19 protein-coding genes are annotated in these 22,148 nt (G+C 60.4%); 9 read left to right on the plus strand and 10 right to left on the minus strand.

Annotated elements, in window-relative coordinates:
- Positions 1-2 precede the first annotated feature (2 nt).
- The 7 genes from fhmpcd1 to AC1D05_RS19920 all read right to left on the minus strand — a co-directional run bounded on the left by fhmpcd1 (position 3) and on the right by AC1D05_RS19920 (position 6,629).
- Positions 3-932 (minus strand): 5-formyl-3-hydroxy-2-methylpyridine 4-carboxylate 5-dehydrogenase, encoded by a 930-nt coding sequence (fhmpcd1, locus tag AC1D05_RS19890; protein ID WP_477443197.1) that lies wholly within the window; start codon positions 930-932, stop codon positions 3-5.
- Positions 929-2,560 carry a GMC family oxidoreductase gene (locus tag AC1D05_RS19895; protein WP_477443352.1) on the minus strand — a complete coding sequence of 544 codons (1,632 nt, stop codon included), beginning with the start codon at positions 2,558-2,560 and terminating at the stop codon, positions 929-931. Before AC1D05_RS19895 ends, fhmpcd1 begins: the two co-directional genes overlap by 4 nt.
- Positions 2,561-2,670: 110 nt before the next feature.
- On the minus strand, positions 2,671-3,393 hold the full coding sequence (locus AC1D05_RS19900; RefSeq protein WP_477443198.1) for a class II aldolase/adducin family protein: 723 nt from the start codon (positions 3,391-3,393) through the stop codon (positions 2,671-2,673).
- Between the two features lie 70 nt (positions 3,394-3,463).
- Complete coding sequence (locus AC1D05_RS19905; protein ID WP_172233707.1) at positions 3,464-3,922, minus strand: YbhB/YbcL family Raf kinase inhibitor-like protein; 459 nt, start codon at positions 3,920-3,922, stop codon at positions 3,464-3,466.
- 31 nt (positions 3,923-3,953) lie between these two features.
- Positions 3,954-4,544, minus strand: a complete 591-nt coding sequence (locus tag AC1D05_RS19910) for an amino acid synthesis family protein (protein WP_477443200.1) — start codon at positions 4,542-4,544, stop codon at positions 3,954-3,956.
- A gap of 67 nt (positions 4,545-4,611) precedes the next feature.
- On the minus strand, positions 4,612-5,751 hold the full coding sequence (locus tag AC1D05_RS19915) for an FAD-dependent oxidoreductase (protein ID WP_477443202.1): 1,140 nt from the start codon (positions 5,749-5,751) through the stop codon (positions 4,612-4,614).
- A gap of 41 nt (positions 5,752-5,792) precedes the next feature.
- The gene (locus tag AC1D05_RS19920) at positions 5,793-6,629 is read right to left on the minus strand and encodes a 2-(acetamidomethylene)succinate hydrolase (protein ID WP_477443204.1); all 837 of its coding nucleotides are present in this window, start codon (positions 6,627-6,629) and stop codon (positions 5,793-5,795) included.
- A gap of 65 nt (positions 6,630-6,694) precedes the next feature.
- Here AC1D05_RS19920 and AC1D05_RS19925 point away from each other — a divergent pair, with 65 nt between their 5' ends.
- Both AC1D05_RS19925 and AC1D05_RS19930 read left to right on the plus strand, forming a co-directional pair.
- Entirely contained in the window at positions 6,695-7,483 is a 789-nt protein-coding gene (locus AC1D05_RS19925) for a GntR family transcriptional regulator (RefSeq protein WP_477443206.1), read from the plus strand.
- Between the two features lie 158 nt (positions 7,484-7,641).
- Entirely contained in the window at positions 7,642-9,186 is a 1,545-nt protein-coding gene (locus AC1D05_RS19930) for a GMC family oxidoreductase (RefSeq protein ID WP_477443354.1), read from the plus strand.
- Between the two features lie 82 nt (positions 9,187-9,268).
- On the opposite strand, the gene AC1D05_RS19935 is transcribed toward AC1D05_RS19930, so the two are convergent.
- Positions 9,269-10,270 (minus strand): bile acid:sodium symporter family protein, encoded by a 1,002-nt coding sequence (locus AC1D05_RS19935; RefSeq protein WP_477443208.1) that lies wholly within the window; start codon positions 10,268-10,270, stop codon positions 9,269-9,271.
- 92 nt (positions 10,271-10,362) lie between these two features.
- Here AC1D05_RS19935 and AC1D05_RS19940 point away from each other — a divergent pair, with 92 nt between their 5' ends.
- Together AC1D05_RS19940 and AC1D05_RS19945 are read left to right on the plus strand one after the other, a co-directional pair.
- Positions 10,363-11,205 carry a LysR substrate-binding domain-containing protein gene (locus AC1D05_RS19940; RefSeq protein ID WP_477443210.1) on the plus strand — a complete coding sequence of 281 codons (843 nt, stop codon included), beginning with the start codon at positions 10,363-10,365 and terminating at the stop codon, positions 11,203-11,205.
- A 398-nt stretch (positions 11,206-11,603) separates the two neighbouring features.
- The gene (locus AC1D05_RS19945) at positions 11,604-12,059 is read left to right on the plus strand and encodes a hypothetical protein (RefSeq protein WP_477443212.1); all 456 of its coding nucleotides are present in this window, start codon (positions 11,604-11,606) and stop codon (positions 12,057-12,059) included.
- A gap of 39 nt (positions 12,060-12,098) precedes the next feature.
- On the opposite strand, the gene AC1D05_RS19950 is transcribed toward AC1D05_RS19945, so the two are convergent.
- Together AC1D05_RS19950 and AC1D05_RS19955 are read right to left on the minus strand one after the other, a co-directional pair.
- Entirely contained in the window at positions 12,099-12,713 is a 615-nt protein-coding gene (locus AC1D05_RS19950) for a Crp/Fnr family transcriptional regulator (RefSeq protein ID WP_477443214.1), read from the minus strand.
- A gap of 619 nt (positions 12,714-13,332) precedes the next feature.
- The gene (locus tag AC1D05_RS19955; RefSeq protein WP_477443215.1) at positions 13,333-14,109 is read right to left on the minus strand and encodes a hypothetical protein; all 777 of its coding nucleotides are present in this window, start codon (positions 14,107-14,109) and stop codon (positions 13,333-13,335) included.
- Positions 14,110-14,406: 297 nt separating this feature from the next.
- Between AC1D05_RS19955 and AC1D05_RS19960 the strand changes: the two genes are divergently transcribed.
- From AC1D05_RS19960 to AC1D05_RS19980, 5 genes are all read left to right on the plus strand, one after another.
- Positions 14,407-16,503 (plus strand): GumC family protein, encoded by a 2,097-nt coding sequence (locus AC1D05_RS19960; protein ID WP_477443217.1) that lies wholly within the window; start codon positions 14,407-14,409, stop codon positions 16,501-16,503.
- 3 nt (positions 16,504-16,506) lie between these two features.
- Positions 16,507-17,094, plus strand: coding sequence for a transcription termination/antitermination protein NusG (nusG, locus tag AC1D05_RS19965; protein ID WP_477443219.1), 588 nt, complete (start codon positions 16,507-16,509; stop codon positions 17,092-17,094).
- A 397-nt stretch (positions 17,095-17,491) separates the two neighbouring features.
- Complete coding sequence (locus AC1D05_RS19970) at positions 17,492-19,120, plus strand: hypothetical protein (RefSeq protein WP_477443221.1); 1,629 nt, start codon at positions 17,492-17,494, stop codon at positions 19,118-19,120.
- A 205-nt stretch (positions 19,121-19,325) separates the two neighbouring features.
- On the plus strand, positions 19,326-20,549 hold the full coding sequence (locus tag AC1D05_RS19975; RefSeq protein ID WP_477443222.1) for a glycosyltransferase: 1,224 nt from the start codon (positions 19,326-19,328) through the stop codon (positions 20,547-20,549).
- Between the two features lie 216 nt (positions 20,550-20,765).
- The gene (locus tag AC1D05_RS19980; protein WP_477443224.1) at positions 20,766-22,037 is read left to right on the plus strand and encodes a polysaccharide biosynthesis/export family protein; all 1,272 of its coding nucleotides are present in this window, start codon (positions 20,766-20,768) and stop codon (positions 22,035-22,037) included.
- Positions 22,038-22,148: the final 111 nt, after the last annotated feature.

The raw sequence follows: 22,148 nt of genomic DNA on the forward strand, positions 1-22,148 counted from the left end.
GGCTACTCCCGGCCCTCCAGGATACGCCGCACCGCTACGAGTTTGCGCGCCCGTTCGCCTTGCAGCGCCTTGGTCTGTTCGGGTGTGTAGGAGAACATGCCCTCGCCCGACTTGATGCCGAGCTTCGACGCGTTCGTCTTTTCCAGCACGATGGGCGCGACATCGTCGCGATTGGAGAGATCCGCGTTGAGGAAGGAGGAGACGGATTTGTAGATATCGAGGCCGGCCATATCGAGCAGCGCCATCGGTCCGATCACGGCGATCTTGTAGCCGATGCCCCAAGACACGCAGGTGTCGAGATCCTCCGGATCGATGACGCCACGCTCGACGAGGTCGACCGCCTCGCGCAGCAGCGCATAGAGCACGCGGTTTTCGACGAAGCCGGGAACGTCCTTCTTCACCACCACCGGCAGCAAGCCGATCGAGCGGATCAGGTCGCGGATCACAGCCACGGTTTGCGGCGCGGTCTTCTCGCCGGCGATCACCTCGATCATCGGGATGATGTGCGGCGGGTTCGACCAGTGCATGCCCACCATCCGCTCGGGATGCGAGATATGCGCCTGCAGCTTGGTGATCGGGATACCCGACGTGTCGGACGCGACGATCGTGTCCGAGGCGATCAGGCCGTCGATCGTGCGATAGACTTCGGCCTTGACCGAAATGTTTTCAGGAACGTTCTCGATGACGAGGTCGGCGCCGGATACCGCATCGCCGATATCATCGGTGAAGCGAACCGTTCCAACGCCGGCCGACGGTGGCGCGATACCCAAGGCGTCGAGAACGCCCTCGGCCACGCCCAGCATGGATCGCGCGCGCTCGATCGCTGCCGGGGCAACATCGTAGGCGACCACCTGGAGGCCGCCTCTGGCGAGCCGGGCAGCCATGCCCGGTCCCATCGTACCCAGACCGATGATGGCGATATTTCGGATCATTGCACTGCCCCGCTTTCTTTCGAGCTCGCGATGAGGTCGGCGGCTTTCTCGGCAATCATGATCACTGCCGCATTGATGTTTCCGCAGACCAGGTCGGGCATGACGGAAGCGTCCACCACTCTCAGCCCCTGGACGCCGCGAACGCGCAATTGCGGATCAACGACCGAGGCTTCATCGGCTCCCATCCGGCAGGTCCCGGCCGGATGATGCACGGTGATGGAGGTCTTGCGGATATGCTCGTCGATCTCGTCGTCGCTCTGGCACTTCGGGCCGGGGAAAAACTCCGCCTCGATGAAGGGCTGCATGGAGGGCTGCGACGCGAGATCCCGCGCCACCCGGAAGCCGGCCCGCAGCGACTCCCAATCCTTCGGCGAGGCGAGGAAATTCTGGTGAATCAGAGGCGCCGCTAAAGGATCGGCCGACGCCAGTTTCACGGCTCCGCGGCTTTCAGGCTGTGTCGCTACAATCCGCGTTGCGAAACCGTCCGCAAACGGCGCCTTGAACGGCTTGAAGTACGGCCATGCGGCGAGTGGCGCCGCCGTGAAGAGGAGTTGCACATCCGGCAACGGCCGTGCCGGGCCGCTCTTCAGGAAGGCGACAACACCGCCAGGCACATCGCCGGAAAACCCGCTTCCGGTGAAGTAGGTCTTGACGAAATCGAGCCCGATCCGATCGGCACGCATGTTGCGCAGGAACGGGCCGCCCGGAGCCCGGCGCCGGTACATGAGAATGACCGAGACGTGATCCTGCAGGTTCTTGCCGACCGCCGGCAGGTCGACCCGCGTCTGGATGCCGTGGGCGGCAAGCTCGTCCTGCGCCCCTATGCCGGACAGCATCATGAGTTGCGGCGTGTTGATCACGCCTCCGGAAAGCAGCACTTCCTTGCGGGCGAGAACCGTGCGTTCGCCGCCGCGATGGCTGATGGTGACGCCGGTGGCGCGCGTACCCTCCAGCACGATCTTCGTAGCGCTCGCTTCCGTCAGAACGGTGAGGTTGGGCCGCTTCAGCGCCGGCCGCAGATAGGCTGTCGCGGTCGAGCTGCGCCGGCCCTTTGAAATCGTCATCTGTAGGCGGCCGAAACCTTCCTGCCGCTCGCCATTGTAATCTTTCGTCTGCTCGTAACCGGCCTGCACGCTGGCTTGCGCAAAGGCGTCGATCAGCGTGTCCTTGTAGCGGCAGAACTGGGTGCTGACCGGACCCTTGCCGCCACGATACTGGCTCTCGCCGCCTTGCCAGCTTTCCTGCTTGCGGAAGTACGGCAGCACCTTGTCATAGGACCAGTCGCTGAGCCCCGCAGCTGCCCAACGATCGTAGTCGCCGTGATTGCCCCGCACATAGGCCATGGCGTTGGTCGACGATGATCCGCCGACCACCTTGCCGCGCGCGCATTCGACCCTGCGTCCGCCGACATTGTCCTCGGGCTCGCAGAAATACATCCAGTCATGGCGCCGCTCGGTCAGGATCTTGCCCCAGCCAAGCGGGATGTGGATCATGGGATCGCGATCCCAGCCGCCGGCTTCCAGCAACAGCACCGAACATTTCGGGTCGGCGCTCAGCCGGTTGGCGAGCACGCAACCGGCCGATCCGGCCCCAACGATGATGTAATCGTAACTTTCCGCGTGCGGCATGGTTCTACTGCTTTCGCCTGACACTCTGGCCCCTCAAAATTTGAGGACCGGGGCCGGATACCTTGGCAGGGACCGAGCCCTTTCCAAGGATGTTCAAAGACGCACTGGCGCTAGGCCAGGCCCTTTTCCCTGAGGCGCTGCGACCAGTGATCCCATCCACGGTCGATCTGGGCGCCGACGAGATTTCCAGCGGCCTTGATTTCGCCCGGCGACAGATACTTGATTGTGCCGATCCGCAGGCCGGCGGTCTGCGCAGCCGCCTCCTGTTCAAGATAGAAAGCCCGGAACACCACCTGCCGGACGGAACTGCCGACATTGACGACGCCGTGCCGCGCCATGAGCACGACGGGATAGTTCCCGAGGCTTTCAGCGATGTCCGCACAGACGCTCCGGCTGCCGCCAAAGAGATCGGTAGCGTCTCCCTGCTTGTCGCGTATCTCGTAGACTGGGACGGCGTCCCCCAGGAAAGCCCCCATATGGGTCACGGGCCGCAGCGGCTGGTCGGTGAAGCAATAAGGCAGAACAGCCGGCGAATGGCTGTGGAGCACGCACTGGACGTCGGGCCGTGCCTTGTAGATCTCGCTGTGGATATAGCGTTCCAGGTAGGACGGCCGGTTGTCCGAGGTCTCGCCATCGAGGTTGAAACGCTGCATGTCACCGGCCGTTATCAGGCTCGGAGCAAGCTTCTGCGCCAGGAAGAAGCTTTCGGGATCCTCGGGGTCACGGGCACTGATGTGCCCGAATGTATCCAGAATACCTTCGTTCAGAAGGATCTTCGTTGCCGTGACGAGTTCCTCGAAGACCTTCTGGCGCGCTGGGCTGTTGTCTGTCATTTCCAAATTCTCCCATTGCGGCGATGGCGACCATTCTTGTTGTTGTTATCGGTCGCCAGGGCCGCGGATTTCACTTGTTTTCGTAGATGCCGACGATCCGGTTCTGCTCGATGATGTTGCCGGCATATTTCTGCAGGAACTCCTCCCGGGTGGGCGTGCCTTCGACCTTCGTGTCGAGTGCATAGACCCAGAAATAGTAGTGATGCTCACCGTGGCCAGCGGGTGGCTGGGGTCCATAGTACTGCTTGCCGCCGGCGCCGTTGGGTCCGACGCGGAACTTCTCCTGCGCGTCCGAAAGGTCGGTGGTCGAGGGATCGATGCCGTAGACCACCCAATGCGTGAAACCGTTGGCGAGCGGCGCGTCCGGATCGTGGCAGATCACCGCGAGTTCTTTCGCCCCTGCCGGGACGCCACTGACGGTAAGCTTGGGCAATACGTTGCCCTTGTCGCCGGCATGTTCGTCGCGCAGTTTCCCGAGCGGCTTGAAATCCGCCGAGGTGATCTTGAGGTCCTTGATGTTCAGGGGCATGGAATTCGTCCTTTCAGAAATTTCGACCGACCTAGACACCGGCCTTGAGGTCAGCGACGGACTTGCCGCCGACGCGCTGATGCACGCGCGGACCCGATGCGACGGCGACGCAGATCAAAAGCTCGTCGGGGCGCGGGGCATCCGGCACGGAAAAAGTGACGGCATCATAGTGGGAACGGATGTAGAGCTCGTCCTTGTGGGCAAGCGGGATATCGATGGTGGTGCCGGCGACGGCGACCTTGCTGACCGACGATATCCAGGCCTTGCCGCCGCCCACCTGCTGCCGCAGCGGATCTCCGAATACCGTGGTGATGCAAGCGACGACATGTTCCTGTTCGCCTGATGTGCCCGCGATACCGCCTTTGCCATAGCTTTCGACCGGCCTGTTGCCGAGCAGCGCCACGGCGCGCTCGCCGAGCGCATGACCGATCGCTGAACTCGGATCTGTCAACTCGGACAGTTCGGCGACGAATTTTCCGGCGAAGGGATTGCGTATGACGACGCCTGTCGCGACCTTGACGAGGGTCTCGCCAGGTGTGCCGCCGTCATGGCGGCTTTCCTGGACGGAGGAGTACCATCCCCTGACATCGTAGTCTCTTTCGACTTCACTGGAATAGTTCATCTTTATCTCCTGAAGGGCGCGCGCTTGCGCATGCACCGATTAATTCGTTGGCCGGCTTGCCCGACGTTTACTGTGGCCATGAGAAGACACGGCGCAGCGGATCGTAGCGGGCAGCTTCCAGCGCCGCTGGCGTGAACATGTTTCCCTTCGAGAGCGAGCGGTTGGCCGCATAGTCGCCGGACAGGGCCTGGCAGCGATCCGTGATCGGGCGAATGCGCGTCTCCCACGCGACGAGTGCATCTTCGACCGAAGAGCCTTCCTCCAGGTCCTGCGACAGGCTGAAGGCGTTGACCATCGCGCAACCGGCACCCTGGGCAAGAGCCGGGCACATTGCATGCGCGGCATCCCCTACGAGGGCGACCTTGCCTCTCGTCCAGCTGTCCAGCTTGGTCGTTTCGTACTTGTCGTACCTGGCGGTTTTCAGCTTGGCCGCTTCGATCAGGCACGGCTCCAGGAAAGGAAACATCTCGACCCAGACTTCGAGATCGATCGGAACGCTTGATCCGCGAGGATCGGCGGCTGGAGCCATCAAGCCCAGATAGAGCTCATTCTCATTGCAGGGCGAGTAGAGAATCCGCTGAACACGCGGCCAGAAGTTCCACATGTCGATGGTATTGTCCCACTCGCCATGACCGAGATCTTTCTTCATGCGCGGGACAATCAGTCGGATAAGACCATCTTTCGAAACCCATCGATCCTGTTTGAAACCGATGGAATCCCTGACCTTGGAGCCAACGCCATCGGCGCCGACGATCAGGTCGGCTTCGAGGACCTCGCCGTTCTGGAGTGTCAGCCGTCCCTCCGGATCGGCGGCGACGGCTTCGGAATTGACGCTTATGTCGACACCCAGGGCACGGGCCCGATTGACCAGGGCATCGTGCAGGTGGCTGCGGGTCATGATGCGCCAGGGCAGACCGTTGAACGTCTCCTTGGAAACCGATTTGTTGTGCATCCAGGTCTCGTAGGTCGGAGGCGTGTGCGAGCCCTGGAGAACCTCGTCCAAGGCGCCCAGCCCTTCGAGCACGCGGAGGCCGTTGTGCCAGAGATAGATGCCCGCGCCGAATGCCCGCAGCTCCGAGCTCTTTTCGTGCAGCCTGACATCCCAACCGTTCTGCCTGAGAGCGATGGCGGCTGTCAGGCCGGCAAAGCCGCCGCCGGCGACCTCGGCACGACGCGTTTTGCCCGGAGTTCTGTTTACGTTGGCCATTTTCTGGATCCTGCTGCGTACAAGAAGACGGCGCTTGGCCGTCAGGCGTCTATGAAGTTGGTGATGGCTTTCAACGTGATCTCGGGAGACACCTCATTGACGTAATGGTCGGCGCCCGGAACGACGACGACCGGCAGATCAGGCCGCAGCCGGCTTGTCTTCGCCAGCGCCGCCGCTGAAACCAATTTGCTCGTCTCGCCTCGAACGATGAGGACCGGCTTGGTCACGTCGCGGTAGGCCGGCACCAGGTCCGCTCGCAGGCCCTTGGCGGTCTGCGCCATGGCCGCGGGCGAGGCCAACGGGCGCAATCCGCCGTCGACCGGCTGATAGCCGCTCTCAGCCCTGATCTTGATGGCGTCGGCGGGAATATTCGGATAGCGGCCGGCGAGGTATGTTTCGACGGCCTTTACATCCTCGAAAAGCTGGCTCCCCGCATTCACGCGCGCTTCCAACGCGTCCAGCGCTTCGGTCTCGATGTACGGCGTAAAGTCGATTGCGATGACCGACCGCACCAAATCCGGGTATTTCGCCGCGGCCGTGACCGAATTTCGAGCGCCAAGCGAATGTCCGACGAGGATGGCAGTGCCTCGATCGAGCGTGCGTATCAGGCCGGCGATGTCTTCCGCGTAGTCATTCGCCTCATAACCGGTTTCCGGCTTGTCGCTGAGGCCATGCCCCCTCTGGTCAACCGCTATGGTCGTGAACCGATCCGACAGCCGAGCCATCAACGGCGCGAAGACCGCCGAGTTGGAGGTGATGCCGTGGAAGAACAGCATCAACGGGCCTTTGCCCTTCTCGCGCACGTTCAAGGTGATGCGGCCAATGTCGATGCGTCGCGAGATAGAGTGGTCGGAAGCTATATCCGCCGCCATGTCCATGATCCTCGCCTCCGCTGCCCGTCTCCTGCAAAAGGATCATATTGGCCGGGGGGCCGTCAAGCGGATTGTCTGACATTCTTGCAATCTTCAGATTTGACAATCTGGCTATCCTGCTGTCAAATTTGCATGGCGTGGCGTATGCTGCTTCAGCTTGCGACTCAAAAGCCCATGAGACGTTATCGATGCCCCCAGATTTGAATTTGCGAATTTCGCCACGGACGGTGCAACGGGAGACCGTCGACAAGTTACGGCTCGCCATCTTCTCCGGATTGTTTCAGCCGGGAAGCCGCCTCATCGAAAGTCAACTGTGCACACAACTCGGCATCAGCCGCCCCTCGCTAAGGGAGGCTTTGCGCAGTCTTGAGGCCGAGCGTCTGATCGAAATCGTACCCAACCGCGGGCCGTCGATACCGGCACTTTCTTGGGAGGTGGCAACCGCCATCTACGAGGTTCGAGAGCTGCTGGAAGTCGAGGCCGCGGGCCGATGCGCGTTGAGGATTTCGCCTGAACAGTTGCGTGAACTCGAGAGATCCCTTTCCGCATTCGAAGAGGCGGCATCCAGCAATGACAGCCTGGCGCAGGTCATGACCGCCGCGGACTTCTATTCGATCATACTCGCAAATTGCGGGAACCCTATCCTGGAGGAAGTCCATCGCGGCCTGGTGGCCAGGATAAGCTTCTTTCGAGGACGATCGATGTCCTTGGAGGGCAGAGCACAAAGCAGCCTGGCGGAGATGAGGGAGATATTCGAATCCATCGCCGCCGGCGACGAGAAGGCCGCCCGCAAAGCCTCGAAGCAGCATGTCTTGAAGGCGAAAGCGGCAGCGAAAGTATCCATGGACAGCGGGATTTGAGGTCTTCGAAAGACTGCAGTTCCGTCTGAAGACGCCAAGTCCTTCATGACGTTTCCGATCAAATATCTGCCTGATGCAGATCAGTGCGCGGGGGTTTTCACCATGTCGGTGTCAGGCATGCCGGCTATCGACGCCAGCAAGTGGCGGATGGAGTGATGATGACCATGGCCAATGTCGAGCGCAAACCGAATTGCGATATCGTCATCGTCGGCGGTGGGTCGGCCGGCAGCCTGCTTGCCGCGCGACTGAGTGAAGAGCCGGACAGACACGTTCTGCTGATCGAGGCGGGCGAAGAGGCGACGGACCCCGACATCTGGAACCCCGCTGCCTGGCCGGCGCTGCAAGGCCGCAGCTACGATTGGGACTATCGCACGGAGCCGCAAGCCGGCACCGCGGGCCGGGTGCATCATTGGGCGCGCGGGCGGTTGATTGGCGGCTCGAGTTGCCTGCACGCGATGGGCTACATGCGCGGTCACCCGTCCGACTTCCAGGCCTGGGTCGACGCGACCGGGGATCGCCGCTGGAGTTGGGATGAATTGCTGCCGGTTTTCCAGACTATCGAAAACCACCCGCTTGGCGGCGACGGCATTCACGGCAAAAGCGGGCCGTTGCCGATCCATTTGCCGGCGGACGAAGTAAGTCCGGTTGCTCGTGCCTTTATCGAGGCAGGCGCATCGCTGGGTCTGCCTCGCCTTCAAGGCCACAACAGCGGCGAGATGATCGGCGTCACCCCGAACTCCTTGAACATCCGCGACGGGCGACGGGTCACTGTGGCGGACGCCTGCCTCACCGGGGCAGTTCGAGAGCGCAAGAACCTGACCATCCTCACGGGATCCCGGGTGCGGCGGCTCAATCTCAGGGGCAATCAGGTCCGCGGCCTCGAGGTCGTAGGGCGACAGGGTTTGGTCGAAATCTTTGCGGATCAAATCGTGCTTTGTGCCGGAGCGCTGGAAAGCCCGGCCTTGCTGATGCGCTCGGGGATCGGCCCGCACGCTGTGCTAGATGCCGCGGGCGTTGGGTGCCTGATCGATATGCCTGAGATCGGTCGAAACCTTCAGGACCACCTGCTTGGTGCCGGCAACCTCTACGCGGCCCGCAAGCCGGTGCCTCCATCGCGCCTCCAACATTCGGAGTCGATGGCCTATATGCGCGCGGACAACTTCACCGCCACCGGCCAGCCTGAAATAGTCGTTGGTTGCGGCATCGCGCCGATCGTGTCCGAATGCTTCCAGGCACCCGCCGCCGGCACGGCCTACTCGCTGCTGTTCGGCATCACCCATCCGACAAGCCGCGGCAGCGTGCGCATAAGTGGTCCTGAGTTCGGTGATCGATTGATCATCGACCCGGCATACCTGCAGACCGATCGGGACCGCACGCTGTTTCGCCAGGCCCTCGAGGCCGCACGGACAATCGGGCATAGGGATGAACTCGCCGGCTGGCGAGAGCGCGAACTCCTGCCAGGCACCCTGAACAGCGTGGCCGAGATCGACGACTTCATCGCGCGGTCGGTCATCACACACCATCATCCCTGCGGTACTTGCAGGATGGGCAAGGATCCGGACGCCGTCGTCGATGCAAATCTACAGTTGAAGGCGCTCGACAATCTGTTTGTCGTGGACGCGTCGATCATGCCCAACCTCACCTCAGGACCGATTCATGCCGCGGTCCTGGCCATCGCCGAGACCTTCGCTCGACGGCACTAAACTCTTTTTTGGCGCAATTCCCTAGGGAAAGCGCTACGCGCTTTTCCCGGGAAAACCGTTTCACACTTTTCCTGGAATTGCTCTAAGCCACCGAGGCCGCCGGCTCGGCTTGCGGGCCGGCGGACCGGTGCGCCGCTCTGGCATATTTCTGGGCGATCATGGCGCAGACCATGAGCTGTATCTGGTGGAACAGCATCAGCGGCAGAACGATCGCGCCGACGCCCTGGCCGGCAAAGATGACGTTGGCCATCGGCACGCCGCTCGCCAGGCTCTTCTTCGAGCCGCAGAAGGTGATCGTGATCCGGTCGGCCTTGTCGAAGCCGAGAAGCCGGCTGCCATAGGTCGTGCACAGAAGCACCAGGCCGAGCAGCACCATGTCGGCGACAACGACCACGGCGATGTCGCGCAGCGTGAACATGTGCCACAGCCCTTCGGCGACCGCGGTGCTGAAGGCCAGATAGACGACCATCAGGATCGAGCCGCGATCGACAGGCATCAGCAATGTCTTGCGAGAGCGTATCCAGTTGCCGATCCGGGGTTCCAGCAACTGTCCGAGTGCAAAGGGCAGGAGCAGTTGCAGCAGGATCTGGCTCACCGCATCCCACGAATACCCGCCGTGCCCACCCATGGAGAAGAGCAGCCCAACGAGCAAGGGTGTCAGGAACATGCCGAAGATGTTGGAGGCGGAAGCCGAGCAGATGGCCGCGGGGACATTGCCACCGGCCATCGAGGTGAACGCGATCGAGGATTGGACCGTCGACGGCAGGACGCAGAGAAACAGAATGCCGAGGTAGAGCGGCTTGGGCAGGATCGAAGCAGGCAGATAGCCAAGCGCCAGACCCAGCAGTGGGAACAGGCCAAAGGTGGTCAGAAGGATCACCAGGTGCAGGCGCCAATGCATCAGGCCGGCAACAACGACATCGCGCGAGAGCCTCGCACCATGCAGGAAGAACAGCAGCGCCACGGCAAAATTGGTCGCGATCGCGAACCATCCCGCAAACGCCCCGGTTGCCGGCGCGACCGACGCAAGCGCGACGGTGCACAACAGGAGGATCAGAAAGGAGTCCGGCAGAAAGCGGCGCATGACATGTTCGCTCCGAGTGGGTTCGACGCCGTCTTTTCGCGCATCGCGAAATGGGATACAATGAATAACAGTTATCGTAATTTGAGATATCAATGCTCGATCTGGTCCAACTTCGCAGCTTCGTCACCGTCCAGCAGATGGGAAGCTTTACCTTCGCGGCCGAGAGGCTGGGGCTCGGACAATCCACCGTCAGCCAGCACATCAGCAAGCTGGAGGCCGTGATTGGCAGGCAGTTGCTGGCCCGGGATACGCACAAGGTGGTGCTGACGCCTGACGGCGAAGCCCTGCTCGGCCATGCCCGGACCATGTTGTCCATAGAGGGGCAAGTACAGGCGCTGTTCACCGCGCAGAGGTTGCGGGGCACCTTGCGGCTCGGCGTATCCGAGGACCTGGTTGCCAGCCGTCTGCCGCTGGTGCTGGAGGATTTCGTCCGGTCTCACCCGTCCGTTGATCTTGAGCTGACCGTCGCGCTGAGCGGCGTGCTCTACCAGATGCAGGACAATGGCGAGCTCGATCTCGTTCTGGCGAAGCGCCGGCTGGGCGACAGCCGTGGTCGGCTCGTCTATCGCGAGCCGCTTGTCTGGCTCGCCCGCGATCCGGAACACGTCCTGTCGCTCGCCGCCTTGCCGTTGATCGCCTTCCCACCGCCGAGCGTCACGCGCAGCATTGCGCTGGAAGTGCTCGAACAGCACCGCATGCCGTGGCGTATCGTCTGCACCTGCGGCAGCCTGAGCGGGCTGACGGCCGCCGCCCGCGCCGGCATGGGGGTTCTGGTGCAACCGCAAAGCATGTCGCCTGCAGGCCTGAAAGAGATCAGCCGCCTGCCGCCGCTGGAGGATGTGGAATTCGTCCTGATCCCCAGCAAAGGAGCCGACCGCGCACTCGTCTCAGCGCTCTCCGACGACATTCTGATCAAGGCGAGAGGCCTGCGCTAGAGCGTTTCACCAGGGGCACCTTGCACACGGATGAGGCTGTCTTGATCTCGCGTGGATCGTCAGGATCCTCGCGCGGCTCGACCGAGATGTGGGGCACCTCGTGGTCGAGATGGATGACGCCGGCGGGCAAGTTCGCAAACTCACTCAGCCGAGCCCTCGTTTCCGCGAAGGCGAGCATGATGCCTCGCGCCTCCTCGTTGAGCGCGGCAAGCGCGCCGGGTGCGAAGATTCTTTCGCGAATCCAGTCGGTCGGGAATGGTGAACAACTGCGCCAATAACGTCGCGAAAGCTGCCGCCCCTAGTTCCTTTGCGTTGCGGGTTCATCCAAGTAGCGGAATGGACTGAAGGCCATATGACGTTGTAGCGCTCTTTTGGGCTCACGGGCTTGGAGAGGCCATATGATGATGGTGTTACGAATCAAAGAGTTGTTGGAAATTGATGCGTACCGGCGAACCATCAGGATGCTCGACTACGCCCATGACGTCGAACTGGCAAAGGCGGGCACGCCTGCGGAGCGGGAGAAGGCTGATTACCGACATCATTGGGAAGCGTTGCTATACCATGAACAGATTGCGGAGATAGAAACGCGGCGACTGCTCCGGAAGGCAGATCATCTCAAAATGCCGATTGCCCAAGCGAGCGACACCAGCCCAATGTGGAGGAAATCCTCCCAGCTCAACAGCTGGATCCTGACGGCACCTGGTTACTCGGAAGTCCAAAATATGATCCGTCAAGAAGGCAAAAACCGCCGCGAGCGCGCCATTGGCTGGGCTAGAGTGATCATCGGCCCACTCACCCGGCTAGGCTGGCGCGCCGGAAGACGCGGGGCAATGCCTCAAGCGAAAGTCGAATAGTCCCGACAATCGGGGAATCGTCCACAGAGCCCCGCGACGTCAGCTCGAAATGTAAGACTGATCAAATCCGGCTGTTTTGATAAGTCCCGCATGGTCATGCAACTCGACCAGGCCATTGCGAAATGAAGCCAAGCCGCTTTCCCGCAATTCCTTCAACACGCGACTTACGTGCACGGCCGAAAGCCCCAACGCGTCGGCCAGTTCGGCCTGGGTCAGCGGGCATTCAAAGCGGTCCGGATAACTCGTTGCCGATCGATGTGCGCGGCAGGCCAGTTCGAGAAGTAAATGGGCAGTGCGCTCCACGGCTCCCCTTCGACTGACCCCTGCCAGATGTTCCACAACCCTTGAGTATCGACTCGCCTCGGCCCGCAGGATGGCCTCGCAAACGGGCTGCGGATAGCGCGAAAAACAAGTATGGATGGGACCGGCCAGTTCGATCGCGGTCACGTCCGATAGAGCTGTTACCGTCTCACCGGCTTCTCCCACGAACTCTATCCGGCTAATTTCGTAAGGAAGCGCAAAATCAACGATCAATCGCGAGCCGTTCGGCAGCGTCTTGGCGAATGCCGCCCACCCGGAAGTGATTATCAGGATGATAGACTTGGCCTGATGCTGGCCTGCAATCGTCGTGTTGGCCGGGTAGAGGCGACGCACAGCTCCCGGCAGTAGAGAAATTCCCTTCTCCCAACTTGCGTCAGCAAGCGTAGGTCCCCGCGCCAATCCAGAAGCCCGCTTTGAAAAGCTCATCTTGCCCTGAATAACCCCAACCGCTGAACGCCCCCGATCAACCTGTAGCTAAAATCATCAACTACACAAAAAGTTCCATCTATCATTTCATCCAAGTGGCTAGCAGTCTACCACCTTCGGGTGCAAACCTACTACCTTGTGCGATCTGAAATTCAGCCGCAGCCGAGGTCGACTTTTAGGGCCGCCGTGGCTCCCGGAACGATATCCCCGTGCAGAACTGGAATGAGCAACTGCATAGCGGCTGGCGGGCCGTCACCATGCAAAAACCAGGATATCGATCTTTGCGAGCGCGGCCGCTTCGCTCCGGCCGGCAGCGAATGTGAGGGCCATCGGCAAGGATCTTGCGAAGGAGGCGGCGGGACTCTATCGAATGCGCGACATTGCCAAACCTAGTTGCCTGTCCATCTCGGCCATGAGCCGGAGCTTGCAACCATCTACCGGATCGGCTTCGGCAACTTTGCCCGTGCGCGTGCCGGCGGCAGACCGATGATCGGCCGTCCTACCGGGATTCGGCCCGGCGATACCGTCACCCTGACTTTTGTGGTCGCTTCAACTTGAAATGGCCCAAACCATCGCCCGCAGAACCGTTCAGCTCGAACGCGGCCTTCTTTGACGTTTTTCTGAAAGCAGGATCGCGTCTTGTCGGTCGAGTAGACACCGGGACCGCTAAGTCCAATCGCGGATCGAGCGCCTGTAGTTCTTGCCAGGGCGGGCCGGGGATCACCTGCGTCTCTCTTCCGGGACTATCCGTTGCGCCAGCCGAGACGATTTGTTCCATTGTTCCGGCCGATGGCTTGCGGCGCGGTTGAAACCGCGAGATCGCAGAATGCTTGGCGCTGTAAGTCTGCCGTCTTTCTTCGGCCACCTCCAGGCCGTCGAGTGCCGCCATGACCAATGCCATGCGATCCTCGATTTGCGTCAAACGTTTCCGGCTGGAAAACAGGGCAACAGAAACCAGGAAACTGTTTGCAAGAACGATCAAGAATGCCCCGGCAAGGCTTTCGGTGCCGAACCAAATTAACATGACAGCCCCGGCAAAGACGGCAAGGGCCCCGAAGCTCAGCGACCGGCCCTCCTTCAGAAGAAGTGCCAATGGCAGGGTTGCTGACATTATCAGAATGGCTCCAGATCTGCTGGCCATCCAATCCACCAACTCCGGAACGATTTCGCTGTAAGTGTCCATGCCCGCCTCAGGCTCGCCGCTTTCTTGTCGTCGGGAGCGCAGGCTCTGCTGCGCATCCCGCCCGAAGTAATCGTTGTTGTAGACCCGCCCGAAGAGAGGGAGGAACGTGTTCGGCAACATCCTTAGAAGCTCTGAAAGGCTGCCGGGTAGACCAGATCGACCTTTAGCCGATTTACTACTCAATAATGGTAATGGCGGGGGTGTCCGTGAAGCTGGTATGTTTTCAGCTGGCCGGTGACGTGATCGGCCTGCGGGCGGAAGAGAGCGATCTGGACATGCCAGATGGCGGGGCACAAACCTTTGCGTTTCATGCGCTTGAGCGCGCTTAACAGCTAACTGCCCGAACCATTTTGACGTGAAGGCCATTCAGCCAACGCTGAAGGGTGGAGTTGTGTTGCTGATCGCAAGGATTCGGAAATGGGAAGTCCAGCTGACAATCCGATCATGACCCGAGAATTGCTTCCGCTCGACGTCAGGGAGATCCTTGATTTTCTTCTCCGTCGATGGAAACTTGTGTGCGCTATTACGGCTATTACCCTCATATTATTTGTCGTCGCCGCATATGTCCTTCCGGCGTCATACACCGGTGTTGCGCAAGTCTTACTTGACGCTCCTAATGACTATATGACTCCCCAAGATTATTCGAATTCCGATTTTGCGGACAATTCAACATTTATCGAAAGTCAGCTTGCGGTCCTGAGGTCGGCCTCACTCCTCGAGAAGGTCGTAGAGAGCGAAAAGCTGACGGAAGACCCCAAGATCGGGCCAGCGGCTTTGCAATGGCTCCAAGGCGCGCTGGGTGTCTCGCGCGTCGGACTGGCGGACGTCATTGAGATTTCCGTGACCGCCCATGACCCGGAAAAAGCAGCATCCCTGGCGAATGCAATTTCCCAGGCCTATGTCGCCGACCGAGTAAGGACCCGCTATGAAGGGGCCAGGAAAGCGTCGACATGGCTCAGTGAGCGGGCCGCATCCCTGCGAGAAGAACTCAGCCGTTCGGAACAAGCTGTCCAAAAGTTTCGGATCGATCACAATCTGTTGGCGACAGCAGCGGGCAGTTTGACTGACCAGCAACTGTCCGAACTGAATATCGCGTTGATCAACGCGCGCGCCGAATTGTCCTCGAAGCGGTCGCAGTATCAGCAAGTTGACAAACTGCTGACCACTGGAGGCGACATCCAGTCGATGCCTGACGTGTTGCAATCCGTCGTGATCAGCGCGCTTCGAGCCCAGCTCTCCGGAGTGACGCGGCGGGAAGCCGACCTTCAATTGAAATACGGGGAACGACATCCCGATGTCATGGCGGCCCAGGCCGAGCGCCGCGATATCGAGGGACAGATTACCGCCGAAGTCCAGCGTCTTATCGGCAATCTGAAGAATGAAGTCGACGCCGCCGAGGCCCGCGAAGCTTCGCTGGCTCGGGCCCTGGACTCGGTATCCAACCGGTCCGAAATTGAAGGCCAGGTAGGCGTCCAGTTGCGCGATCTGGAAAGGATTGCCGCCGCCAACAAGGAACTCTTCGAGACGTTCCTGTCCCGCGCCAAGCTCACCGAGGAAAAGTCCACTCTCCTCAATAGCGGTGTGCGCGTGATCACCGGTGCGGGTGTCCCGGAATCGCCGAGCTTCCCGAACAGGCCTCTTTTTGCGGCTTTGGGTCTGGTCCTCGGCGTCTTTTTCGGGGGCGCGGGCGCCGTTCTTCGTGAACTTTTCGCTTCCGGCTTCATGGCGAAGAAACAGATCGAGGACGAGCTGTCAGTTCCGGTTCTTGCGTCGGTGCCGAGGATGTCGGGCTGGAAGAGAGATGCCCAGTCGCAAGCCCAGCCCGTGGCCTATCTCGAGCGCAGGCCGCTATCCAGATACAGCGAAGCCGTGCGGCGACTCCGCCTAGGCATCGAGGCGACACCGGAACTGAACGGCTCACCGCGCCTGATGCTGGTGACCTCGGCGATGCCCGGTGAAGGAAAAACAACTCTTGTGTTAAGCTTGGCCTGCTCCGCCGTGGCCGATGGCGAACGAGTTCTGGTCATCGATGCGGACTTGCGGCTTTCGGCCACCACGGCCTTCTTCGGCATGGCGGAGAAGGTCGGCTTGGTCGACCTCTTGACTTTGCCGGTGAAGGCCACAAGCGCGATCCATCTGGACGAACGCTCGGGGATTTCCCTGCTGCCCGCCGGCGCAAAGACCCGAAACCCGCCTGCCCTCCTTGCTTCGGCGCGAATGCGCTCGCTGCTCGAGGAGGTTCGAGGGAAATTCGACACGGTGATCATCGACGCACCGCCCGTTGGCCCCGCTGCCGATGCCTCGATCCTGGCGAGGCATGTCGACAAAGTCGTCTTTGTCGTCAAGTGGCGTGAAACCTCACGCGAAGCGGTTGCCGAGGGAATTCGAAATCTTGGCGGTCGGACCAAGATTGCCGGCATCGCTCTGACAATGGTGGACGAACCAAAGCTGCCGAAATACGGCCGTTACACGTCGCTCGAAAGCAGTGTCACGGACAGTTACTATCTCAATTAGAGGATGAAACAATATTTCGCCATGCTGAATGCTGACTCGCACTACAATCAGGCCCCAGGGCCGGCAGGAGAAATTCACGACGGTGAACCTGCGCGTTGGTGCGTGGTTCAGACGCACCAACATTCCGAAAGCCTGGCCGAGCGCCACCTGCTGTCGCAGAACTTCCGAATCTATCTGCCCAAGCGCAGGCGAACTGTCAGACACGCTCGTAGCGTCAAGATGGTTAGCAGTGCGTATTTCGACAGCTATCTTTTCGTCTCACTGGCTGTTCGCAGGCAGAGCTGGTACCCGATCAATTCGACCGTCGGCGTCCGAAAGCTGGTCATGTGCAACGGATTGCCGATACCTGCGCCATACGGTGTCGTTGAGTCCTTGATATCGGCAACCGATGACGACGGCATTTTGCACCCGGACATGCTCTTGCGGCCCGGGCAAACAATCAGGATCATAGACGGACCTTTTGCGGATCAACTTGGGATCCTTGACCATGTTGGAAAGACTGGAGCGGTCAAGATTCTTCTTGATATCATGAACCGAGCGATCCCGATTACTATCGGCAGAGACAAATTGTCAGTAATTTCTCGGAATTAATTTTATACTTTTGTCTAATACTTTATTTCTTGTTCTAAAAGCGCCGAAAACACCCGGCAGCGAGTGATGAGTTGGCACCCAATTCACCCTCGGTGCGGCAGCTTGCAAAGGCGACATCCGAACCTGCAGGCCGCCATGCCGCCATTCAGAACGTTGGCGGTGCGACGTCGCGACGAAGTCGACCGACCAAAGGGTTTAAGTCCACTCAGACGCCAATTCGACGACGCTTCCGGCAGTTACGGGCGAATGATGCTCGCCGCGACAATTACGGGGACACCTCTTGCAACCTTCAGGCAAATCCACCCCAGGAAATTACCGCCCCGCAGGCCCCGGAGAGCTTCGGGATGGGGCGCAGCCGCAACAATATCGGCGCTGGTCGCCAGAAGCCAAGGCAAGGATGCTGGCGGACGCGTTGGCGCCGGCGGCGGATGTTTCAGCGCCGGCCAGGGCGCCTGGCGCGGCCCCGTCAGGCAGCCAAACGGATTCAGGGCCATCTGAAACTGACGGGACCGCCCCTTCCCGCCGCTTCGAAACGGTACCGGCACTGCCGGTTGCCGCCGAACTGTTTCGAGCATTCAATGAAGCCGGTCTGAAGTACGGCATAATTCAGGATCTCGGGTCCTTGCACGGCGGACTGGCCGGCCAGGACGATCTGGATGTCCTCGTGGACAAGCATGACTACGCGGCCTTCTGCTCGATCGTTAGTCAGTTGCACGGCCGTCGCGGCGTGAGCCTGTCCTGCTACGACAATGTCTGTGCCGGGCGAGAGGACTGGTTTGTGCCCGACTTCTCGCATGGCCGATATCTCCATCTCGACATGCATATCGGTGCCCGGATCGGCTGGGAGTTTCGTAAACGCTATCTGGCATTCGACTATGCGGCGATTGCACGATGGGTGCCGATCAATGTCGACGGCGTGTCCGTTCCTGTCGCCTCTCCCGAAGACGAACTTCGGATGACGATTGCCCGTTTCGCCTTTCGGGCCTGGACGCTGCCGTGGAGGCAGTGGATCGCCGTCGGTGATCGTTGGAAGGACCAATTCGCATGCCTGCCATTTCAGCCCGGCGAGCAAGGCTTGCATGTCGTTGAATTCGCGCTTGGCGGGAGAACGGTGAGCTGCAGGTTCCGGCAAAGCGCCGACGGTTTGCTCGCCCACCGCGGAGACCTTGCCAGACTGCGGCGTTCGATCCGGGAAATGAGTGGGTTTACGGGACGCTACGGAATCGCCGATGCAGCGGTCCATCTGGTGCGCAAAACCTCCTATCTTGCTTTGAGGTTCCTTCATCGCCTGATGCCCGGCAGCCTTCCGCCAAAGAGACGACCTATGGCTGGTGGACTTGTGGTGGCGCTAATAGGCCCTGATGGCTTGGGCAAGAGCACCCAGGTCGATCGGCTGGCACAGATATTTCGATGGAAATTCGGGTGCGCGCAAGCCTATGTCGGAACCGGCGATGGCAATGGATGGTGGCTTCGCAAGGCGGTGCAGAGCCTGGTTTTCCCCCATAGACGCCGCCTGAAGTCCTTGGCTCATCACGATGGCAAGGACCTGTCTGGGCGAAATTGGGCCAAGGGGGGAGTTGCCGCTACCGCGTTGGCACTGTGGGCTGTCTTGATCGCGTTTGAACGATACTCCGTTGTCAAGCGTGCGCATCGATGGGCGACGCGCGGCATGATTGTCATTTGTGACAGGTGGCCGCAGTCGATCCGCAGGGGATATCTGGACGGGCCAACCATCCCGCCGCACCTGTTCTCTGTCCCAGGCCTGTCGGCTCTCGCCCGGCTCGAGCAGGAACTCTATCGAAAGATGGCGGACTGCCGGCCGCATCTCACTTTGCACCTCGTTTCCGATTTTGCTGTGTCCGAGCAGCGAAAGCCCGGAGAAATCAGGAAAGAAGCCTTCGATGCGCGGCTGCTGCTGATGGCCGAAATGCGGGCCAAGGACAAGGACATCCGAATTGTTGACGCAAGCGCCGGCGTAGAGACGGTCAGCCGCGAACTGTTCAGGCATATCTGGCTATCTCTGTAAGAGGCAGAGCGGGTGACTCACCCGTTCGACACTCACCACAAAAACAAACACGAACGGGAACTCTTTCCACGGCCTCGCCGAGGCGGGCAGTCCTGGCCCTGCCCGCCCGCGAGAGGACACCGAAGGAACCCACGGACACTCCGACTCGATACACCCGCCCGAATGCTCTGCCCGCCGGATTTCATGTCCCCTGAGGTATAAGCAGATGAAGATCGCGCATGTGCTCACCCGACTGCTCCGGGCAGGCTCCGAAGAAAACACACTGGCTTGTTGTCTCGCCCAGGCGCGACACGGCCACGAGGTTATGTTGGTTCATGGTGAGGAATACGACCCGGCTCTACGGGCATCCGTCGCCGGAACCCTTCGGGTGGTGACCCTGGAAAAGCTCATCAACTCTATTTCGCCATCCCGTGACATCTCTGCATTCGGGCAACTCACTCGCCTTATGCGAGATTGGCGGCCCGACATCGTGCACACACACCAAAGCAAAGCCGGCATCATCGGCCGCCTTGCCGCCAGGGAAGCCGATATCCCTGGCATCATACACGGGGTGCACATTTTACCTTTCGTGCACGTCGGCGCCGCGCAGAGACTGATGTACCTGGCTGCTGAACGCTTGGCCGCGAAGTTCACGCGCGCTTTCATCGATGTCAGCCAGGCGATGCGCGACATTTGCATCGCCAATCATCTGGGCAGCCCCGATCAGCACCATGTCGTCCACTCCGGCTTCGATCTGGCGCGCTTCGCGAACGCGCAATGGCCGCAAGAACCGCATCGGCTTCTTGGGACCGTTGCAGGTGAGCCAAAGCCGCCTGTGGTCCTGATGCTGGCGGCACTGGAACCGAGAAAACGCCACGTCGAGTTCATTGAAGCATTCGGGCAAGTGGTCGACCGAATTCCGAACGTGCGGCTGCTCCTGGCCGGCGAGGGGCCGGCGCGACCCGATATCGAGGCGGCGATTGAACAATCCCCGTTCGCAAACAGGGTTCGCATGATCGGCTACCATGGCGAGCCCGAGCGACTGATCAGCCTGGCCGACGTTTGTGTGCTGACGTCGATGCGAGAAGGATTGCCTCGCGTCATGATGCAGTATCTGGCGGGCGGTCGAGCCAGTGTGGTCTCGCACTTGCCCGGCGTGGAAGAGGTCGTGAAGCATGGCGTGAACGGAATCGTGACGCCGGCTGAAGACGTGGGTGCCGCAGCGGCGGCGGTCGCCGACCTGCTCGAGAACGAGCACTATCGCGCTCGATTGGCTGATGGCGCGACACTCACCGACCTTTCATCCTGGGGGCTGGATTCCATGTGCGACAGGGTCGAGCTGATTTATCAATCCGTCCTGGAGTCAGCCCTTTCAGCCGCCAGGCCGAACGACGCACGAATTCGCGACGGCCTGGCCAAGCAAACCTTGGGACTGCACGGATTTCGATGAGCCGCTCCCTCAACGGAGCGCGCGAGGGCCTTCTCGAACCGACGATTACCCTCCTGTCATGCTCGGCCAACGAATGTCCATTGGCCCCGAAGGCAGGCAAGACAACGGAGTACGACGATGTGTTTGCGTGGTGACCAGCAGCTTCCATCCAAGCCTTTCCGAAGAAGAGATCGGAGCCGACAGCTATTCGCCAAATTGGAACCCGCGGCCAGCCGCATGCTCGCAATGATCGGTGGCCTCGCCATTGCCCTTGTTCTGTTCACCGCGGATGCATCCCGAGCGGATGGATATACGTTCGACACCGGTGACGTCCTGCGCGTGTCCGTGATCGGCGAGGCATCCTACCCGCTGGAAGTCGTGGTCGATGATCGGGGCTCGATTTCACTTCCCATGCTGGGTGATATCCAGGCGCGCGGTCTCACCACCGTTGCCCTTTCGCAAGCCATTGAGCGCGCATTTCAGCAGCAGAAGCTGATCCTCGAGCCATTCGTCAAAGTGGAGATCGGCCAGTACCGGCCATTCTTTATTTCCGGGACGGTGGCTCACCCCGGATCGTACCCGTTTCAACCGGGAATAATGGTTCGACATGCCCTCGCAATAGCAGGCGGCTTTCGGGCTAGCGCCGTGGGAAACATGGAGCCAGCCCTGCAAATCGCCGACCTGCGCAGTGCGCGCTCAAATCTGGCGATCGAAGAATACCGCCTGAAGGTTCGGCTCGCCCGGCTACAGGCGGAAAGTCGACAGGACAAGTCTTTTGTTGCTCCGCCGGATCCGCCGATAGAGTTTGGCGGACACTTGATTGCCGACATCGTTGCGTCCGAACAAGCCCAGTTGGACGCGCGGCTTGCTGCGTACCGGGACGACATTTCCTTCCTCGAGGCCTCGTTGGATCGGACGAAGAAGGAAGCAGATATGGTTGCCGCCACGCGACAGGAACGGGAAAAGACCGCGGACATTCAACTCGAAGAACTGCAGTCCGCCCGGTCGCTGCGGGAAAAGGGGCTGATAACGAACTCGAATGTCATGACGGCGGAAAGAGCACATACCAGCTATCGGGCTGAATTAGCGCAAACCGAGCTTCAGCTCGAGCAGGCGCAGCAGGCGATGCTGAGCTCCGAGAGTGAGTTGCGGAAAAAGCATCAAACTTATGAAATGGACTTGATCGCGCAGACCCAGGACACGCAGATCGAGCTTGGAAAAGTTCAAAGTCAAATGCGCTACGTTGCCGATAAGCTTCTCTTCATATTTACTTATGGCGACCAGAGGACGTTTGATGACCTACAGGGCTCTGTGAAGATTTCGATTTTCAGGCGCGACCAGAAGGTCGCCCACGATCTCGTCGCCGATGAAAATACGGAAGTGAGAGCTGGCGACGTCATCGAGGTCTCCATTGTGGCCAACAAAGGGTTCTACGCTCCGGACTCCGGAACAATCGCTGCCCCAAAGGCTGAAGGTCCGGCCATCCAGCCCAGCATCGTCGGCCAATAGACACGACCACCTGCTCCGCTTCCCCAGGCACCGGCACTTGACGGGTAAGACTCCATCTTCGGATTTTTGACTGTGATCCTTGGCGCAGCACTGACAGCCTTGGGGAGTCGT

The sequence above is a fragment of the Mesorhizobium sp. P2_E9 genome (assembly GCF_056403815.1).

Coding starts and splice junctions, on each gene's coding strand:
- AC1D05_RS19970 (WP_477443221.1), top strand. CDS start 17,492: ATGCTGGCGGACGCGTTGGCGCCGGCGGCGGATGTTTCAGCGCCGGCC.
- AC1D05_RS19975 (WP_477443222.1), top strand. CDS start 19,326: ATGAAGATCGCGCATGTGCTCACCCGACTGCTCCGGGCAGGCTCCGAA.
- AC1D05_RS19910 (WP_477443200.1), bottom strand. CDS start 4,544: ATGAACTATTCCAGTGAAGTCGAAAGAGACTACGATGTCAGGGGATGG.
- AC1D05_RS19915 (WP_477443202.1), bottom strand. CDS start 5,751: ATGGCCAACGTAAACAGAACTCCGGGCAAAACGCGTCGTGCCGAGGTC.
- AC1D05_RS19945 (WP_477443212.1), top strand. CDS start 11,604: ATGATGATGGTGTTACGAATCAAAGAGTTGTTGGAAATTGATGCGTAC.
- fhmpcd1 (WP_477443197.1), bottom strand. CDS start 932: ATGATCCGAAATATCGCCATCATCGGTCTGGGTACGATGGGACCGGGC.
- nusG (WP_477443219.1), top strand. CDS start 16,507: ATGAAACAATATTTCGCCATGCTGAATGCTGACTCGCACTACAATCAG.
- AC1D05_RS19905 (WP_172233707.1), bottom strand. CDS start 3,922: ATGCCCCTGAACATCAAGGACCTCAAGATCACCTCGGCGGATTTCAAG.
- AC1D05_RS19980 (WP_477443224.1), top strand. CDS start 20,766: ATGCTCGCAATGATCGGTGGCCTCGCCATTGCCCTTGTTCTGTTCACC.
- AC1D05_RS19940 (WP_477443210.1), top strand. CDS start 10,363: ATGCTCGATCTGGTCCAACTTCGCAGCTTCGTCACCGTCCAGCAGATG.
- AC1D05_RS19895 (WP_477443352.1), bottom strand. CDS start 2,560: ATGCCGCACGCGGAAAGTTACGATTACATCATCGTTGGGGCCGGATCG.
- AC1D05_RS19930 (WP_477443354.1), top strand. CDS start 7,642: ATGACCATGGCCAATGTCGAGCGCAAACCGAATTGCGATATCGTCATC.
- AC1D05_RS19960 (WP_477443217.1), top strand. CDS start 14,407: ATGGGAAGTCCAGCTGACAATCCGATCATGACCCGAGAATTGCTTCCG.
- AC1D05_RS19920 (WP_477443204.1), bottom strand. CDS start 6,629: ATGGACATGGCGGCGGATATAGCTTCCGACCACTCTATCTCGCGACGC.
- AC1D05_RS19935 (WP_477443208.1), bottom strand. CDS start 10,270: ATGCGCCGCTTTCTGCCGGACTCCTTTCTGATCCTCCTGTTGTGCACC.
- AC1D05_RS19900 (WP_477443198.1), bottom strand. CDS start 3,393: ATGACAGACAACAGCCCAGCGCGCCAGAAGGTCTTCGAGGAACTCGTC.
- AC1D05_RS19955 (WP_477443215.1), bottom strand. CDS start 14,109: ATGTTGCCGAACACGTTCCTCCCTCTCTTCGGGCGGGTCTACAACAAC.